The sequence below is a fragment of the Kribbella catacumbae DSM 19601 genome, assembly GCF_000372465.1.
GTDB lineage: Bacteria > Actinomycetota > Actinomycetes > Propionibacteriales > Kribbellaceae > Kribbella > Kribbella catacumbae.
Genome location: NZ_AQUZ01000053.1, coordinates 1 through 17,300, shown reverse-complemented (window position 1 = coordinate 17,300; position 17,300 = coordinate 1). Strand labels below are relative to the sequence as shown.

12 protein-coding genes and 2 pseudogenes are annotated in these 17,300 nt (G+C 65.3%); 4 read left to right on the top strand and 10 right to left on the bottom strand.

Annotation, left to right across the window (positions count from 1 at the left end; all coding sequences use genetic code 11):
- The first annotated feature begins 357 nt into the window (after window positions 1-357).
- Window positions 358-810: a M48 family metalloprotease gene (locus A3ES_RS0136165; RefSeq protein ID WP_026163528.1), complete on the top strand. Its 453-nt coding sequence runs from the start codon at window positions 358-360 to the stop codon at window positions 808-810.
- A gap of 299 nt (window positions 811-1,109) precedes the next feature.
- Window positions 1,110-1,931 carry an SAM-dependent methyltransferase gene (locus A3ES_RS0136160; protein WP_020391724.1) on the top strand — a complete coding sequence of 274 codons (822 nt, stop codon included), beginning with the start codon at window positions 1,110-1,112 and terminating at the stop codon, window positions 1,929-1,931.
- A gap of 608 nt (window positions 1,932-2,539) precedes the next feature.
- Here A3ES_RS0136160 and A3ES_RS0136150 read toward each other — a convergent pair.
- The 7 genes and pseudogenes from A3ES_RS0136150 to A3ES_RS0136120 form a co-directional block, all read right to left on the bottom strand.
- Window positions 2,540-4,438 (bottom strand): WD40 repeat domain-containing protein, encoded by a 1,899-nt coding sequence (locus A3ES_RS0136150; protein ID WP_157630928.1) that lies wholly within the window; start codon window positions 4,436-4,438, stop codon window positions 2,540-2,542.
- The gene (locus A3ES_RS49605) at window positions 4,383-5,351 is read right to left on the bottom strand and encodes an IS701 family transposase (protein ID WP_083933923.1); all 969 of its coding nucleotides are present in this window, start codon (window positions 5,349-5,351) and stop codon (window positions 4,383-4,385) included. Before A3ES_RS49605 ends, A3ES_RS0136150 begins: the two co-directional genes overlap by 56 nt.
- Window positions 5,352-5,572: 221 nt before the next feature.
- Window positions 5,573-6,673 (bottom strand): toprim domain-containing protein, encoded by a 1,101-nt coding sequence (locus A3ES_RS0136140; protein ID WP_157630927.1) that lies wholly within the window; start codon window positions 6,671-6,673, stop codon window positions 5,573-5,575.
- A complete protein-coding gene (locus tag A3ES_RS0136135; RefSeq protein ID WP_237745156.1) occupies window positions 6,621-7,586 on the bottom strand; it encodes a hypothetical protein in 966 nt (321 codons plus the stop codon). The genes A3ES_RS0136140 and A3ES_RS0136135 overlap by 53 nt, the downstream gene beginning before the upstream one ends.
- A 1-nt stretch (window position 7,587) precedes the next feature.
- Window positions 7,588-8,448: a hypothetical protein gene (locus A3ES_RS0136130; protein WP_020391718.1), complete on the bottom strand. Its 861-nt coding sequence runs from the start codon at window positions 8,446-8,448 to the stop codon at window positions 7,588-7,590.
- Between the two features lie 135 nt (window positions 8,449-8,583).
- Window positions 8,584-8,787: a hypothetical protein gene (locus A3ES_RS0136125; RefSeq protein ID WP_420323165.1), complete on the bottom strand. Its 204-nt coding sequence runs from the start codon at window positions 8,785-8,787 to the stop codon at window positions 8,584-8,586.
- Between the two features lie 52 nt (window positions 8,788-8,839).
- Window positions 8,840-9,838: pseudogene (locus A3ES_RS0136120) on the bottom strand (IS3 family transposase); the annotation flags it as partial.
- Window positions 9,839-9,925: 87 nt separating this feature from the next.
- On the opposite strand from A3ES_RS0136120, the gene A3ES_RS0136115 reads away from it, so the two are divergent.
- Complete coding sequence (locus tag A3ES_RS0136115; RefSeq protein ID WP_020391715.1) at window positions 9,926-11,347, top strand: IS1182 family transposase; 1,422 nt, start codon at window positions 9,926-9,928, stop codon at window positions 11,345-11,347.
- 78 nt (window positions 11,348-11,425) lie between these two features.
- On the opposite strand, the pseudogene A3ES_RS0136110 reads toward A3ES_RS0136115, so the two are convergent.
- From A3ES_RS0136110 to A3ES_RS0136100, 3 genes and pseudogenes are all read right to left on the bottom strand, one after another.
- Window positions 11,426-11,692: pseudogene (locus A3ES_RS0136110) on the bottom strand (transposase); the annotation flags it as partial.
- 346 nt (window positions 11,693-12,038) lie between these two features.
- Window positions 12,039-14,699 carry an RCC1 domain-containing protein gene (locus tag A3ES_RS0136105; RefSeq protein WP_157630925.1) on the bottom strand — a complete coding sequence of 887 codons (2,661 nt, stop codon included), beginning with the start codon at window positions 14,697-14,699 and terminating at the stop codon, window positions 12,039-12,041.
- A 169-nt stretch (window positions 14,700-14,868) separates the two neighbouring features.
- Window positions 14,869-16,608 carry an RCC1 domain-containing protein gene (locus A3ES_RS0136100; protein WP_026163524.1) on the bottom strand — a complete coding sequence of 580 codons (1,740 nt, stop codon included), beginning with the start codon at window positions 16,606-16,608 and terminating at the stop codon, window positions 14,869-14,871.
- A gap of 269 nt (window positions 16,609-16,877) precedes the next feature.
- Between A3ES_RS0136100 and A3ES_RS55235 the strand changes: the two genes are divergently transcribed.
- Window positions 16,878-17,042, top strand: a complete 165-nt coding sequence (locus A3ES_RS55235; RefSeq protein WP_020391713.1) for a hypothetical protein — start codon at window positions 16,878-16,880, stop codon at window positions 17,040-17,042.
- The last annotated feature ends 258 nt before the right edge of the window (window positions 17,043-17,300 follow it).

Genomic DNA, 17,300 nt, shown 5'->3' with positions numbered 1-17,300 from the left:
GCATGGCGCGACCGGCCGCGACAAACTGGTCGATATCCAGGGAAATGAGAGCGCCATTCGGCCAAGGCTCGAAAAGCTTCTCAGCTGAAGCCTTCCATAGGCGGTGACAGTCAGGGCAAACCTTCGGCAGTCTTGTCGTGATGTTCAAGCAGTCTCTGGCTGAGAATGTCGCCCCTGAAACGGGAGGCCGCTGCTACAACGGCGAGTGCTTCGCGCCGAACGGGCAGGCGCTGAGAAGATCGGGCAGGCGTCGCTGCAGCCCATGGTCATGGCGACGTCGCTGTCGCGGGCGTCTTCGGGTCCGGCCTGGTGGGCGGTGTGCACCGCGGCCAGCGTCGACCCGAATGCGTACGGCGTGTGGATTCACGAAGGACCGAAGCTACCGCGCCGGTCACCTACGGGCACACGGTCGCGGTGTCGAACTGGAGCGTCTACACGCTGCCGCAGCATCGCCTGGAGGCGATCTTGGCACACGAACTGGCGCACCACCTGGCGCTGCCCCGGCTGGTGTCGCTGTTCCTCTACTGCCTGTCGCTGCCCGCCCGCACGATGGGCTACGTGATCACGAACGGCCTGAAGCACCGGATCTTGCGCATCGTGGTCAGACCGTGGATTGTCGTCTTGACGTTCGGGGTTTTCGTGCTCGGCTACGTCACTCAGTTCGACTACGTCACGGTCATGATGTTGTCCGCGTGGGCCCGCGTCGCTGCTGGTACCGTGGCTGTCGCGCAAGGGCGAACAGCACACCGACCGGACGGCATCCGATCTCGGCTTCGGCATCCCGCTGGTCGAGGTCTTCGCGAACCGTGAGTTCGAGCGCGCCAGCTCGGGCTGGCGCCCGGAGCGTTCCCCACTCGGCGCCTCGCAGCCGATCGAGACGACACGGCCGCGCTGGCTGGAAAGTACCTGAAGGCTCTACCACCGGCCGTTCACCAACGCCCGTAGGCGGGTTAGACCCGCAGCAGACGTAGAAGGGGTCGCAGGTACCCGTGTATGGCTTCTTAGGTTCCCCGCGTGGCGGCCACGGCCGGGCGGCGGATCGTCTCTTCCCCCAGTAATGTGTCTTCGGTCGGGCGTCCGCTCGACTCGGCTCAGAACTTGGGAAGACTATGCAGCCTGACAACCAGCCTCCGGCGAAATTCGACACCTCCATTCCGACAGCGGCGCGCATGTACGACTACTATCTCGGCGGCAAGGACAACTTCGCAGCTGACCGGGCAGCAGTCGAAGAATTGGACAAGGTCGTCCCCAGCACCCGTGCTCTAGCCGTCAACAACCGGCGATTCATGCAGCGGGCGGTCCGGGCACTGGCTGAGGATCATGGGATCAGGCAGTTTCTCGACCACGGATCCGGCCTGCCCACCCAAAACAACGTGCACCAGGTCGCACAGCAGGTCACCGAGGACCCACATGTCGTCTACATCGACATCGACCCGCTGGTGAGCACGCACGGCCGGGCACTGCTGGTCGAAGACGAGCGCACAACAACGGTCATCGAGGCCGACATGCGCGACACGGAAACCATCTTTACCCACCCCGACACCGTGCGCCTGATCGACTTTTCCCAGCCCGTTGCCGTGCTCTTCAATTCGGTGTTCCACTGCATCCCGGACAGCGAAACCGACGGCCCACTGGCCGTTGTCCGCCAAGTCACCGAACGACTGGTCCCAGGCAGCTACCTGGTGATGTGCCAACTGGTCAGCGAGGACCCCGAGATCCGCGACTTCGTCACCAACTTCATGGACCAGGCCACCCACGGCCACTGGGGCCGCGTCCGGCAGAAGAAGGACGTGACCGAGTGGTTCGAGGGAATGGACATCCTCGAACCAGGGCTCGTCGAGGTTTCCACCTGGCGCCCCGACGACGAGAACGGTCCTCAGCAACAAACCTCCGAGTGGATCGAGTTCGGCGGAGTTGCCCGCTTCCACTGACTTCGATCTCGTACCGGCGCTTCACACGGCGCACCCGAGCACGGCAATCAGGCAGTCAGCCTTAGAACCACAGGAACCTCAGGAAGCCCATGCGTAGCTTCCTGAGGCCTTTTCGTGGTTAGCCGGGCGGGTCAGCGTCTCGCGCGTGGTCTGCGCGCTCCTGAGGTGATGGTGCGTTCGGCTTCGCTTCTGGGCAATCCGATCCGGCCGGCTGCCGTTCGTCTGGGTGATGGCTTCGTCGAGCATGTCGGCGCCGACGAGCTGCCCGGGCGCGAACGCGGCGGCGTTGAGGTCGAGGTTGCGGCGGCCTTCGGTGGCGGCCAGGAGCTTGTCGAGCTCGCCGGTCAGCGCGGCAAGCGCGTAGGCGTCGGTGTGGCGTTGCGCGGAACCAGGGCGTGTGCTCCGGGCCGGGGGGCGAGTGCGGTGAGGATGTCGGTGATCCAGTCGGGCAGGTTCTGCGGGCGGGGGCGAACCCGCGTCGGAGTGGTGAATCGCCTGGTTTGCAGGGGGCTACCGTGCCTGGCGCGGAACCCCGCGGCCTGGGTGATAGCCCCGTTGCGCGAACGTGGTGTGTGACTGAGCGCCGGCTCGCAGGTGGAGTCGCCCGGCTAGAGCCGCCAGAGCCGTACGAATCCGGCGGCGTCCACCGACAGGAGGGAGTTCTCGTCTGGGGACATGAACATGGGGTGCACGTGGTGGCCGTGGCCGCACAGGCTGTGGAGGAGTTCGCCGGTCTGCCAGGAGGCGATGACGATGCGCAGCGAGTCGCGCTGGAAGCCGAGCGCACGTCCTCCGCTGAGTTCCCGCTCCCACCTAACGGTCCCCAGGGACGCGGAGAATCTCCGTTCCAGTGTGGTGGCGTCGTCCAGATCGATCCGCCGATAACCATCTGAGGTCGCGGCGAAAACGCGATTACCGTCGGTTGGATGATTTTGGAAGTCGGTGGGTACCTGTGTCGTCAGGCTGCTCTGCTCGGGGTCGATGAGAAAGGCCACCTCAGGCTCGAAGAACATCCTGATCCCAACATGAGTTCCGACCGTGTAGAGGTGTGCCCAGTTGGCTACCCCGGCACGGACGTCCACAGCCGATGTGTCGATCACGACGTCGTCGATCCGCTCCAGGCGGCGAACGCCCAAGTCGAATCGCCAGAGTGGGAATCTGTCCCGGGCAGGCGGCGTGTCGATCGTCAGGTACGCAAAGTCGCCCGCCAGGTGTGGCACTCCCGGCGTCGCAATCATTGAGGCCAGACGCCCCGTGCTGCTGTCCCACGCCAGAATCCGGTCGTGGGCGAGGCGGTAGACGAGGTCGTCATGGAAGAACAGTTCAGGGGACGAGCGTGCATGGTCGTACTCGGTGGGGGGATAGTCCTCCAGCGGTACACCGTCCAGCCGGTCCGGGTGCTCCAGATCGAGCCTGGCGAGCACGCCGTCGCGGACGATCCAGGGCTCGTCGCCACGCAAGCCGTGTAAGGCCCCGGTCGGCCACCGCGTCACCGCAGCGCATCTTGGCTGCACCAGCCAGGCGGGCGCGCCTAGTTGCTCGATACCGCCACTGCGGGTGTCGCACCGCAGGATGGTGCCGTCTCGGCCGCCGAGCGCCAGCATCGTCCCCTTGGGGGCGACCGCGAGAGCCGTCACCGCCGCGTCGCGGTCCGGCTGGCGGCTCGTCTTCGTCACTTTGATCGCGCCGGGCCCGGCCGCCGCGAGCTTCGGTACCCGGCTGAGTTTCGACCAGAACTTCTCCGGGGAAGTATCTACTACCGGCTCGGCGAAGAACGTCGGCCGTTCGAGGTCCAGATCCCAAAGGTGCACGTCCGAACCGTTCTGCAGGACGGCCAGATGGCGGCGCTCGCCGCACAACGCCACGGGGCCAGCCCAGGCACTTTCCAGCCTGCGGGAGTGCCGGGTCTTTTCCCTGACGGCGTGTCCCTTCCGCGCCGAAACGCGGTGCACTTCGTAGCTCCGGTTCACGGTCATCCAGAGATGGTCGGGCCTTTCGGTGAACCGGACGGACACATGCTGCGCGTTACGATCGGATTCACGGCTCCACGTATGCAGCGGTTTGAGGTTCTCGCCGTCGTGGACGCGCACGTGTAGCGCGTCCTTCACCACCACCACATGCGTCCCCGAGGGATGCACGTCGAAGTCCGTCGTCGATCCCGGCGGCAGCGAGTGGCTCCATCCCTGGCTCAGGTCCGGCGCAATCCGCACCAACTGCTCGTCGCCGGCCAGCCAAATACCATCCGGCGTCACCGAGACGAAATGCGCGGAACAGCTGAACTCGTCGTCAGCCTGCAGGTCCAGCCCGGCGTCCCACACCAGCAGCCGGGACCCGGCCACGCCGAAGACCCGCTCCCCGTCGGTGGCCAGGTCGCGCACCGGCTCGTCCCCTGCCGTACGTAGCACCCGAGACGTGCTCGGCTCTCCGATCCGCCACGCCTCGACCCGCCCGTCATCGCGAGCGGCCACCAAGAACGCACCACTGAACGCCAGCGCCGTAATTTCCATCACCGCATCGTAGAGGCCGTACCTGACGACAATGGCGTTGGCCGGACTGACGGCTCGCCCAGTCCCTCGTGCCCGAGGGCAGACTCAAGCCTGGCGGGACCGACAGGAGTGACGCGGACAGGGCCTCCACCCAGCCGTCGCGGCCGATCCGGCCGTGCCGGATCTCGTTCGCGGTCAACGGGATGAGCCCTGGTGTCGGGTCGATCTCGGCTCGTTCTGTGGCGGCGGTGACGGCGAGGAAGGCGTGGGCGAACATCGCGAGGATGGTCCAGCGGTGCCACGACGTCCAGCGGCGGACCTGGTGCTCGTCCAGGCCGGTCAATCCCTTACCTGCTTGGAAAGACTCCTCAATCGTCCACCGTCTGTCCGCCACGGCCACCAGGGTCGCGAGTGGCACCGGGGTGGGTGTGTAGCAGCGGTAGAACGCGAGCTCACCGCTGCTGATCGATCGGCGGACCAGCAGCCCGTGACCGCCACCGGCCTCGGTGTCGGTGATGTCGATCAGTGCCCAGTCGTACCAGCGTTGACCTTTCGCACCGACGCCAGCGCTGAGCCGGCTCCAGGCCCGTGACGGCAGTCGGCGGGCGAGGGCTCTGGCCAGGTGTTTGCCGGCGAGCGCGGTCACCTGATGATCGCAGGCCACCGCCAGCACATAACCGATCCGGCGCTCCTGCAGACTCGCGCGCAGCTTGGAGTCTGCGCCGTAGACCTCGTCGCCGGCCACCCAGGAGGCCGGGATACCCGCGTCCAGTGCCCGGGTGATCATCTCCCGCGCAAGCGTCGGCTTGGTGGCGAACTTGATGTCGTCGGGAACCCCGGCTGCACGGCACCTGTCAGGCTCCGCCGTCCACGACTTCGGCAGATACAAGGCCCGGTCGATGAACGCATGCCCACCCGTGGCGACATAAACCAGGTAGACCCCGAGCGAGCTGGGATGCCTCGTCTCGTCCCAGACTTGTTTTCAGCCAGAGCGGGAGCGGCAGGACGATGTGCTTCTCGATAGCGTCGGCCAACCGCCGGGAAGGCTCCTTGTCCCACGCCGCCCGAGCCGCGGCGTTGATGAGTACCTCCAGCTCCTTAGCCATGGCAACAATGTGCTGGCATCGGATCTGGTTCTGAACCTGGATCACGAAATCAAGGACTCCTGGAATCCAGGTCCGGGTCGGCTTCCAAGTCGCCGCGCAAGGCTCCGCTCCTGGGACGTCGCCCGACAGAGGCGAGGACCTCTCGCGACACGATGCGCTCCTCGAGATCAAGGTGCCGGGCGAGCCTCGCAACCTGTCCAGCGATCCGCTCGGTCGGGAGTTTGACCACCAATGGCGCAACCGAACGCAACGCACCCACCTGGCCACTCAGATGATCAAGAACCTTGTTCCAGCGCGCCAACTCGAGATCTATTGCGAACTCGAACCCAGGCCGCGCATTCGTGAGGGTGGCACGCAGCAGCCCTGGCGAGGATCTGAATAGGGACGCTGGATCGTCGCCGCTCGGGAGTTCCGCAGCTAGCACCGATCTGAACTGAGCAGACAGGGCATCGAGAGCGCGCTCTGCGCCATGACGTCCGGACGGATCTCCGTCCAGCATGACGATCACCGTGTCCCCGACCGCATGCAGTCTGAGGATTGCCGCCTGTTCCCGGGTGATCGCCGTACCGCACGGCGAGGCGCCCGCCCACTCATCGCCGAGCAGACTGATCGCCAACGCATCCGTTGGCCCTTCGACCACCACCGGGATCGCTCCCCTGGTCAGTCGCGTCTGCTGGGCATCGAGACCAACCGGCGATCGCCGTTTGGCGTAAATCTGGGTACGTGGTGAGTTGACGTACTTCGGGTCCGCTGCACGGGCCCGTGCCACGAATCCAACGGGCCTCAAGTCGATGTCATGCGCAACAAAGGTGAGGCGGTCACGGAACCGATCCACCAGGTATCCCGACCGGGTGGGCTTGGCCAAGCCGGCCGCGAGCATCGTTTCGTCGTCAAAGCCAGCCGCGCGCAGGTGGTCGACCAGGCGGGACCATCCGTCTGGGTGCATAACCAACCGACCACGCGCTATCAAGGGCCAGCACAGCACCCAACCCGCGCCCGACCAATTGGTGAGCAGCCCAGGTTCTGCCATTGCCCTGCAACTGTCGGCGGTAGAACGCTGACGCAACCTCATGCGCCCGGAACAGAGCCTCCACGGATCACAGCTCCGGGCCCAGGTCTTCAATCCCCGGTGAGTGGTGCTGGCTGCCACTGTTAGGACTGTTCGGCGGCTTGGCCACATGGAGGTCGGCGAGCAACTCCAGCCGCCCCGGGTTCGCGAGCAGCGGTTCTGGGGGGCGTTGAAGCAGCCGGACCCTGTCGAAGAAGAAGGTGAGATCGAGAGCATTGTCGACTGCACGCTCAGCAGCAGTGAGATCGTCCAGGACAGTCACGATCACTCGATTGGTAGCACTGTACTGTCGCAGAATCTGGGCTTGAGCGTTCGATACCGCCGACCCGAGCAGCGGAATACCGACATAGCTCTTGTCTCTCGAGTGCCGGGCGGCCAGGTCGATCGCGATCGCGATCGCATCCAGCGGATGATCGACGATGACCGCCGTCGCACCTGCCTCGAGTACATCGATCTGCTCCAGCACTCCGACGAGCGCTTCCGACTGACGATGCACCGGTGTCTCCGGCGTGAGCATCCGCGCCTTTCCATCGCGATCGATCCCCACGAAGCCCACCGGGTCCAGTCTCTGATCCCGTGAAACCAGGACCAACTGATCCCGATACCGGTCAACCACCAGACCGTCATCGGTCCAACTCATCAGCCCAGCCCGCATCAGCGGTTCGCGCCCGAACCCCTTCTTCTGCAGGTGATCGAGCAGCTGCGTTCCACTGTCGGGCGCATATCCGATCTGCCAGCCGGCCCCAGGATCCAGAACCTCCTCGACGCCCCAAGCCCTCAGGAGCGCCGCCGGCCACGCTGCCGTTGTCCACAGCAACTCCTGCCGGAAGAAGATTGCTGCCTCCGCATTTGCCTCATGCAACCACCGCTGTTCCCCCGGCGATGGAACGGGTCCAGGTGCAATCTCATCCATCACAACCTCCGAAGCACGCCTACTTGAGCTGTCGCGTCGAAGATCGCGGCCTTGCGCCGTCCTCAGAACCCTGATCGGCATTTCAAGGACTCAGGTCCGGATCCGGGTCGTCGATTCCGAGGGAGGTGTGCTGGGTGCCGTTGTCGTTGAGACCGTCGCGGTGGCCGGTTAAGGGCCTCGACAGCGAGAGATAGGTAAGCAGCGTCTGCCGCTCGCTCGGAGAATGCACCAGGCTGGACATCGCGCTGTCGCGAGGCAGTGGAATGATCCGGGTACGGTCGAAGTAGAGGGCGAGGTCGAGTGAGGCACCAATGGCACGCTGACGTCCGTCCCGGTCCGCAGGCACCATCACGATCACCCGATCGGTCTCGCTGTACCGCGCAAGCATCCGCGCCTGCGCCGTCGATACCGGCGACCCACACAGCGGGATCCCGGCGTACTCCTTCGCCGTCGAACGGCTGAGCTCTTCGAGAGCCATGGCATCCATCGGGTGATCGACAACGACAGGTGTGGCGCCGCTGCTGAGCAGATCGATCTGCTCCTGCAGACCGACCAGGACATTGGACGAGTGGTGTACTGGAGTCTCAGGCGTGAGCGAACGGACCTGACCTTCCCGATCGATGCCGACGAAGCCCGCTGGCGCCAGCCGCTCGTTACGCGAAATGAACATGATCCGGTCACGATGCCGGTCGATCGCCGCACCCTCGTCGGTCCAGGTCATCAGCCCGGCCCGGACCAGAGTCGCAAAGTCGAAGCCGCGCTTCTGCAGGTGATCCGTCAGACGAGACCAACTGTCGGGCGCATACCCGATCTTCCAGCTCGCCCCGGGTCTCAACGTGTTCTCCAGCCCCCGTTCCTTGAGGAACTGCACCGGCCAGCCGACCGATGCCCGCAGCAACTCTCGCCGGAAGAACTTGCCTGCTTCCTCGATCGCCTCATGCATGCGCTGGCGTTCTTCCTTTGTAGGAACAAAGCCAGGATCAATGACCTCACCCATCACAACCTCCGAAGCGCAACTGACTGCTGTCGCACTCGAAGATCGCCGTCCCACGCCCAGGTCAGAACCCGGATCCGGGATTCAAGGACTCATCCCCAGAACCGGCCCCGAATCGGCATCGTCATCAGCCACCGTTTCCACCGGAGTACGCCACACCCGCAGATCCTCACCCCGTACCAGTTGCTCCCCCGCCGAATCGATGCCCTGATCAACCAACTCGATCAGCCGCCGAATGCTCCACTGCAGTTTCTGAAGCTCAGGATCGCCAGTCATGCCAACGAACATCGTCGTCACAGCACAGCGAGAGTGAACCGCCCCGGGTTTGATGCACCCTCGGTTATGTGTGGACGACCTGCCGGTCGTCGCGGGTCTGTGAATAGTAGTCGGCTTCGGCTTCGGCGGGTGGGCGTCGGTCGAGGCGGTGCATGAGTCGGCTGGTGTTGTACCAGTGGACCCAGTCGGCGGTGATGGCCTCGACGGTGCTGAGGCCGGTCAGTGGTCCGCGGCGGAAGGGTGAGTCGTCGCGGATGCATTCGGTCTTGTACAGGCCGATGGTGGTCTCGGCCAGAGCGTTGTCGTAGGCGTCGCCGACAGTCCCGATCGACGGGTTCATTCCGTGGAGTTGCAGGGTCTCGGTGAAGTGGACCGAGGTGTACTGCGATCCGGCATCGGAGTGGTGAATCGCCTTATCTGTAAGGGGATTTCCCTGTCTGGCACGAAATGCCGCAGCTTGAGCGATGGCCCGCTCCACGAACGTTGTGTGCTTCGACGTCGAGCACTCCCAGCCGACGATCAACCCGGCGAAGGCATCGATCACGAACGCGGTATAAACGAAGGTGCTGCAGGCCAGGCGCACGTAGGTGAAGTCAGCCACCAGCAGCCGGTTCGGCGCCTCGACGGCGAACTGACGGTTGACCAGATCCGGTGCCCGGGTCGCGCCCGGATCCGCGACCGTGGTGCGGACCTTCTTAGCCCGTGTCGCACCCCGCCAGCCATGAGCACGCATCAGCCGCTCCACGGTGCACCTGGCCACCTCGATCCCCTCGCGGTTGAGGTGCGCCCACATCTTCACCGCCCCGTACAGCGACTCCGGTGGCCGCCGGCCGTGCTGGTCGGGCTCGTAGCAGCCGGCCAGCACCTCGGTCACTGTGGTGTCCCACAGAGCCCGTTTCGACAGCGCCCGCTTGGTCCAGGCGTAGTAGGTTCTCGAGGCGATCTTGCACCCATGCGCGGACAGCGCACGGCAGATCGGAGCGACCCCGAACCGAGCCTTGTGCTCGGTGATGAACCGGCAGATCACCGAGATCGCGGGTCGTTCTCCCGCGCGAAGAAACTCGTCGCTGCGAGGTTGTCGCACGAATCTGGGCCTGATGCGAGCGTTTCGCGAGCCGGTTGGCGGGGGTGTGGCAGGGAGAATCGCTGCGTGGCTTACAACTTCACGCGGGTGGATCGTGAGCAGTTGATGTTGATGCCGCCGTCGGTGGCGGATTGGTTGCCCGAGGGCCATCTGGCCTGGTTCGTGCTCGACGTGGTGGCCGAGCTCGATCTGTCAGGTTTCATGATGGGCTATCGCGCTGATGGCCGGGGCGGAGCCGCTTACGACCCGGAGATGATGCTCGCCGTGCTCATCTATGCGTACTGCGTCGGGGATCGGTCCAGCCGCAGGATCGAGAAGCGGTTGGTCGAGGATGTGGCGTTCCGGGTCGTTGGTGCGAACCAGCAGCCTGATCACGCCACGATCGCCCGGTTCCGCGCAACCCACCAGACTGCCATCGCGGGGATATTCGGTCAGGTCTTGGCGCTGTGTGCTCGTGCCGGCCTGCTGCGCCCAGGGCTGATCGCGATCGATGGCACCAAGTTGAACGCGAACGCCTCTCGCGACGCCAACCGGACCGCGGCGCAGATCGCTGAAGAGATCCTCGCCGAGGCGGCCGCCACGGATGCAGCCGAAGACACAGTCGCTGCAGAGGATGAGACAGGGCTGGGCGACGAGTTACGTGAGCGTGGTGGTCGTCGTGCCCGGCTGCGCGCACTGCTGGACGAGCTTGAGAGCGAAGCAGCCGGCAAGTCGTATGAGGCGCACATGGCCAAGCGTGCGGAGATCGAGGCTGCGACCGGCAAGCCGATCCGGGGCCGTAGGCCGGTGCCGACCGCGGCGACGCACCGGTCACGCCGGGAGGCCAACGTGACCGATCCGGACAGCAGGATGCTCAAGACCAAGGATGGTTACCTGCAGGGCTACAACGCCCAGGCAGTCGCGACCGAGCAGCAGTTCGTGATCGCAGCCGAGGTCACCAACCAGGCCAACGATGCACCGGCCTACGCACCAATGATCAAGGCAGCCAAGAAGAACCTCCGCACTGCGGGCGAAAGCCGGCAGGTTCGCAGGGTGGTCGCGGACGCGGGCTACTGGAGCATCGAGAACGTCAACCTCAAAGGCGTCGAGTCCTTCATCGCGCCCGGCCGCGCCCGGAAACTCAAGCGGATCGCGGACAGTGAAACCCAACGCACCGCGCTCCTGCAACGCGTCGCCGACGGCGAGATCAACACCGATGAGGCCGCCGAGCAACTGGGCGTGACCAGGGCCCGCGTGAACCAGCTACTGCGCCGACAGCGGAACGGGAACCCTGACCCGCTGACCACCACCATGATCGCCAAGCTCGACACCCCACGAGGCCGAAAGACCTACAAGAAAAGAGCAGCAACCATCGAGCCGGTGTTCGCCCAGATCAAGCACAACCGCAAGATCCGCGATCTCTCACGCCGTGGCCTAGCCGCCGTGGACAGCGAATGGAAGCTGATCTGCGCTACCCACAACCTGCTGAAGATCTACCGCCTCGCCTAACCGCCCCGGGCACGGGCCCGGTCACGCACCAAACCACGACCGCGATCAGGCAGCCAAACCATTCGCGCGACAGCCTCCTGCCTTCAAAATCTCCACCGTGCGTTCCAGCTCAGCGTTCTTACGCTTCAACTCACGAATCTCACGAGCAGACTCAGACGACACCCCGACAGCCGCACCCGCGTCCACCGCGGCCTGGCGGACCCAACGACGCAACGTCTCAGCCGTCATCCCCAACCGGCCAGACACCGCCACAATCGCGGCCCACTCAGACTCGTAATCCTGAACATGCTCAGTGACCAACCGGACCGCCTTGGCCTTGGTCTGCTCGTCGTACTTGCTCGGCATAGATGACACCTTCCCAACGAAGGAGGTGCGCATCAAACCCGGGGCGGTTCACTATGGGGCCAGATGACCCTCTAGGTGCCCTGTGGGTGACGTTAAGGCTGGGTCATGTCGTGGCATGCATCGCGCCGCTGGATTCCAGCGTCAGCCCTGGCGCAGTGGACCGCCGCAACTCGTTTGGAACTGAACGGTTGCCCCTAGCAAGTGACCGGTGAACACGTTGGCAGAAACCTGTTCCAACGAGCGGAGAGGCCTCAGGTAGTCGACTGACGCGCCCCGATTTGGTGTCGCCCACGACCCGCGCCGGCCAGCCAAGTTCCGGGGGCGGCTAGCGCTGGGCTGTTTGGGATCAGATAGTCGGCAGGCCTGTGAGTCGGGTAAGGATGGTGCGGTCGCGCGGATCCGCGCCGGTGAGTTGTCCCTCTTCGTTTCTGCCGGTGCCGTAGACCGCGCCGTCGCTGCCGATTACCAGCGAGAAAGCGTCGCCGGAGCCGGTGGCGATCGCGCTGACACCGTCGGGTAGGCCGTCTAGTGGTGTCAGCGTGGTGCGGTTGCCTGTGCCAGTCAACTGTCCGTTGCCGTTGTCGCCGGTGCCGTATGCCGTGCCGTTGCTGCCGACGACCAGCGAATGTCTGCGGGCGGCGGCGATCGCAGTGGCCTGGATTCCACCAGGCAAGCCGGCGAGCGGTGTCAGCGTGTCTCGGCTTCCGACGCCAGTCAATTGTCCGTGGCTGTTGTTTCCGGTGCCGTACACGATGCCGTCACTGCCCAGGACCAGGGAATGGAGGAAGCCAGCGGCAATCCCGACAGCCTGTACGCCGTCGGGCAGACCGGACAAGGGGCTCAGCAGGGTGCGATGACCGTCGGCGCCAGTCAACTGCCCGTCGGAGTTGTCACCGGTGCCCCACACGTTGCCGCCGCTGTCCAGGACCAGTGAAAAGCTGTGGCCCGCGGCGATGGCGATCGCCCGCACGCCGTTGGGCAGCCCAGCCAGGGCGGTCAGCGAGACGCGGTTCCCGGTACCAGTCAGCTGACCGGACTGGTTGTTCCCGGTGCCATAGACGGCACCATCATCAGCCAGAACCAGCGAGTGGGAGTTCCCGGCGGCCAGGCCAGTGGCCCGCACGCCTTGTGGTAGGCCGGTCAGTTGAGTCAGGTTTGTACGTATCCCTGTGCCAGTCAGCTCCCCGGCTATGTTTCTTCCAGTGCCATAGACGGCGCCATTGCTGCCCAGGACCAAGGAGTGGAAGGCGCCGGTGGCTACCGCCTTGGCCCGCACATCGCCAGGAAGGCCAGTCAGCCTTGCCAGTATGGCGCGATTGTCGGGGGCGGTACTGGTGAGTTGCCCGTGGTGGTTGTCGCCAGTGCCGAAGACGGTGCCGCTGTTGTCAAGGACGAGCGTGTGGGAATTAGAGCCTGTGGCGATAGCGAGTGCTGGCACCTTGGGCGACCGCGGTCCGGCGGCACGGAGGCTGGCGCGGATGGCGGTTAGTCCGGTGAGTGGAGCGACACCGTCATTGTCGCTGTCGATGGTGCCGGTGAGCTGCCCCGCCTCGTTGCGGCCTGTGCCGTAAACGCCGCCGTCGGCACCGATCACTACAGTGTGGCCGCTCGCAGACATCGCAACGACCCCGCCGACACTCCCCAGGCAGCACACTGGGCCGAGTGCGCGGCGGGGGTTGTCGGCTCCGGTGAGCTCCCCTCGGTTGTTGCCACCTGCGCCCACGAGTTCGAGGCTGCATCTCTTGAGAATGAGCGAGAAATCAGTACCGGCGGAGATTGCGATGGCCGCATTGCACTCTGACACTGGCCCGGTGTCAGTCAGCGGGGTCAAGGTGGTGCGGTTCGCGGTACCGGTGAGCTGCCCGGAGGTGTTGTTGCCGGTGCCGTAGACGACGCCATTGCTAGCCGAGACCAGCGAGTGAGAACCGCCGGCGGCTATCGCGGTGGCGTGAACGTCCTCGGGTAGGCCGGTTAGTGGGGTCAGGAAGGCGCGGTTCCCAGCGCCGGTGAGCTGCCCAAGGGCGTTTCTGCCTGCGCCGTATACGGTGCCGTTGTTACCCAGGACGAGCGTATGGGACTCACGAGCCGCAATCGCGACGGCCTCGACTCCATCTGGCAGCCCAATCAGTGGAGTTAGGGTGGCACGGTTCCCAGTGCCGGTGAGCTGCCCAAAGCTGTTGTCGCCGGCTCCGTAGACAACACCGTCGCTGCCGAGGACCAGCGAGTGGAGAGCGCCGGTGGTGATCGCGGTGGCGTGAACCTCGACGGGCAGGCCGGTCATTGGTGTGAGCGTGGTGCGACGGCCCCCTCCAGTGCCGGTGAGCTGCCCCGCGCTGTTGGCACCGGTGCCATAGACAGCACCGGTGCTGCCGAGAACGAGGGAATGGGCGGGACCTGCGGCAATCGCGACAGCTTCGAGTCCGAGCGGCCCAGTCAACGGGGTCAGGGTTGTGCGGCTCCCAAGGCCGGTGAGTTGGCCCTCGCCGTTGTGACCGGTGCCGTAGACAGCGCCCTTGCTGTCGATGACCAGAGTGTGCGCACCACCAGCGGCGACAGCGATGGCTCGCGTTCTCGCAGGTAGACCGCTCAGCCGTACAAGGGTGAAGCTGCGGAGCACAGGGGCGGTGTCAGTGAGCTGCCCCTGGCTACTGGCGCCGGTGCCGTAGACGGCGCCGTCGCTGCCCGCGATAAGGGTATGGGAACTGCCGGCGGCAATCGCGGTGGCCTGGACACCGGCGGGCAGTCCTGTCAGCGGGACTAAGGGCGTGACACGGTCGGAGCCGTTCCCGCCAGTGAGCTGCCCCTCGACGTTACTGCCTGCGCCATAGACGGTGCCGTTAGCGCCGAGGACAAGCGAAGTAGTGAAGCTCGCGGCGATAGCGGTGGCGGATACGCCTGCGGGTAACCCTGCCAGCGAAGTGAAGGCGGTGCGCAGGTTGCCGGGCCCGGTGAGCTGCCCCTTGAGGTTGTTGCCCGTGCCATATACGACACGGTCGGGGCCGAGCATCAGAGAATGGTTGCCCGCGGCCGCGAGACTGGGTCGGGCTAGGCCGCTGGGTGAATTGGCCAACTGGATGAGACTACTGACGCTCCCGTGGCCGGCCAGTTGGCCGACGGCATCGGAGCCGGTGCCGAAGATGGGGCCAGGGTCGCGGTCGAGCACGAGCGAATGCGTGTCACCAGCGGCGATCACCGGGGGGGTTGATGCTGGGTTGCTGGCCAGCCAGGGGAGTCAGGATGGCGCGGTTGCCGGTATCGGAGCCCGTGAGCTGCCCGGATAGGTTGCGGCCAGCGCCATACACCTTCTTGTCGCTGCCTACAACCAATGAATTTTCCGAGCTGGCGGCGATCGCAATAGCATGAACAGTGCTGGGGAGGCCGGCTAGCGGGGTGAGCGTACTGCGGTCGCCGCTACCGGTGAGCTGTCCGCTGCCATTGATACCGGTGCCGTAGACGACGCCGTTGCTGTCGAGGACGAGGGAATGGTTTGGCCCGGCTGCGATCGCAGTCGCCTGCACACCCGGAGGTAATCCGATCAGTGGGGTGAGGCTGCGGCGGTCAGCGGAGCTTGCACCGGTGAGTTGCCCGAACGTATTGCGGCCGCTGCCATAGACGATGCCGTCCCTGCCAAGGACCAGCGAGTGCGCATTACCGGCGGCGACTTGGGTTCCGGTGAGTGGGGTGAGGGTGAATCGGTCACCGGCGCCGGTCAACTCGCCGTCGCTGTTGTCGCCCGCGCCGTACACCATGGCATCGCTGCCCAATACCAGTGAATGGTCAAGGCCAGCGTCAATGGCGGCAGCCCGCACCCCAGCGGGTAGCCCGGTCAGAGGGGTGAGGATGCGGCGGTCGGCGGGGTTTGTGCCGGTGAGCTGCCCGACGGCGTTGCGGCCGGTGCCATATACGACGCCGTTGTCACCCAACACAAGTGAATGACTGGCGCCGGCGGCAACCGCTGCGGCACGTACACCGTTCGGCAGACCGGCAAGAGGAGTGAGGGTATTTCTGTGCTCGTTGGGGTCAGTGCCAGTGAGTTGTCCGAAATCGTTAAGGCCAGTGCCATAAACGGTTCCGTTGCTGCCCACCACCAGCGAGTGGTTGGCACCAGCGGCGACAGCGGTGGCTTTCACACCTGCGGGTAGCTCGAGTGGTGCGAGGGTGGTGCGAGTGGCGGTGCCGGTGAGTTGCCCAAAGGAGTTGCGCCCGGTGCCGTACGCCTTTCCGTCGCTGGCAACGACCAGCGAGTGGTCACCGCCAGCATCCATCGCGACGGCCTGCACCCCCTCCGGGAGCCCGCTCAACCGAGTCAGGGTGGTCCGATCGGCCAGTGGCGCGGTTAGCTCCCCGAAACTATTGCCGCCGGTGCCGTACACGACGCCGTTGCTGCCCATGACTAGCGAATGGGTATTCCCAGCAGCGATCGCGATGGGCTGAGCGCCTTCGTCCGGCAGACCGCTGAGCGCTCTAAGGGCGAAGCTTTCGCCGATGGGGGCTGTCAGCTGCCCGCGGTTGTTGCTGCCGGTGCCATACACAAGGTTGTCGTCGCCCAGCACGAGCGAATGAGCTGAGCCACCAGCGACGGCGGTGGCGTGCACATCGTCTGGCAGTCCGGTCAACCTCAAGAGGGTGCTGCGCGGTCCGGAGCCAGCACCGGTTAACCGGCCCCGGCCGATGAGGCCTCGGCCATTGAAACCGGTGCCGTACACCACTCCGTCGTCGATCACCAGCGAGTGGTCACCTCCAGCGGCCATCAGCGGACCCGATACCACCGTGCTAGCCACATGCGCGGTGGCAGTGGTCGGCACGGTCCCAACCAAGACGCCACTGATCGCTAGGATCGCGCCTATCCCCAGCGCGACGAGCCTCGCCGGGCGGCAGCGCTGCTGGGCGAATCGATGCGAGACGGTGATTGTCATCTGTGTCGCTCCTCCGAGTCACTCGCGGTACGGCGCATGCGACCGCTGCCGTCACTGTCACCTAGTCCGCTGGGAAACCGATGGGACTCTGCGGAGACGCCGGGGCAGCGGCTGGTCGAGATCTAGACCCCACCACCGACGACGGCGTGGGCCGGGTGGAGGTGGAGACCTCATCCCAGCCAAAGAGCACTCGAAGGTTCTGCTGTTGCAGTTTCGAACAGTTGGAGCGAAGGACAGCCTTCGCCTCTGGACAGGATAGGAGAACAACGATGGGTGCAAGGTCACGCGTTGGTTGGAAGAAGCTGATCGCAGGGACACTGGGCGCGGTTGCCCTGCTCGCCGGAGCGCTGGCGGGGTCCGCCACCGTCGCGCATGCCGATCCGTCGGACGACGGCGACCGGATCGTCAGCAATCACAACCAGGTCCTCCTCTAGGCCGATGAGCCGAAATGCCCGACCAGACTCAGCTTCCAGCGGCCGCCACGACCGCGCAGCTCCGAGGCGCACAGNTGCGGAAGANGGGCCTGCTCTCCGANGCTCGNCGCGAGTNTCACCGTGCGCTTGCCCTCGCAGAGCTGGACCCGACCGTCGAACCGCTGAACCTCGTAACAGTGCTGAACGACATCGGTGTCACCGGCAAGTATCGCGGTGACTTCGAGGAGGCTGCGTCGGCCTACGGTCGGGCATTGAAGA

Coding starts and splice junctions, on each gene's coding strand:
- A3ES_RS0136160 (WP_020391724.1), top strand. CDS start 1,110: ATGCAGCCTGACAACCAGCCTCCGGCGAAATTCGACACCTCCATTCCG.
- A3ES_RS0136150 (WP_157630928.1), bottom strand. CDS start 4,438: ATGGAAATTACGGCGCTGGCGTTCAGTGGTGCGTTCTTGGTGGCCGCT.
- A3ES_RS0136135 (WP_237745156.1), bottom strand. CDS start 7,586: ATGCCGATCAGGGTTCTGAGGACGGCGCAAGGCCGCGATCTTCGACGC.
- A3ES_RS0136130 (WP_020391718.1), bottom strand. CDS start 8,448: ATGCATGAGGCGATCGAGGAAGCAGGCAAGTTCTTCCGGCGAGAGTTG.
- A3ES_RS0136125 (WP_420323165.1), bottom strand. CDS start 8,787: ATGTTCGTTGGCATGACTGGCGATCCTGAGCTTCAGAAACTGCAGTGG.
- A3ES_RS0136105 (WP_157630925.1), bottom strand. CDS start 14,699: ATGCTCGGCCCCGACCGTGTCGTATATGGCACGGGCAACAACCTCAAG.
- A3ES_RS0136100 (WP_026163524.1), bottom strand. CDS start 16,608: ATGACAATCACCGTCTCGCATCGATTCGCCCAGCAGCGCTGCCGCCCG.
- A3ES_RS55235 (WP_020391713.1), top strand. CDS start 16,878: ATGGGTGCAAGGTCACGCGTTGGTTGGAAGAAGCTGATCGCAGGGACA.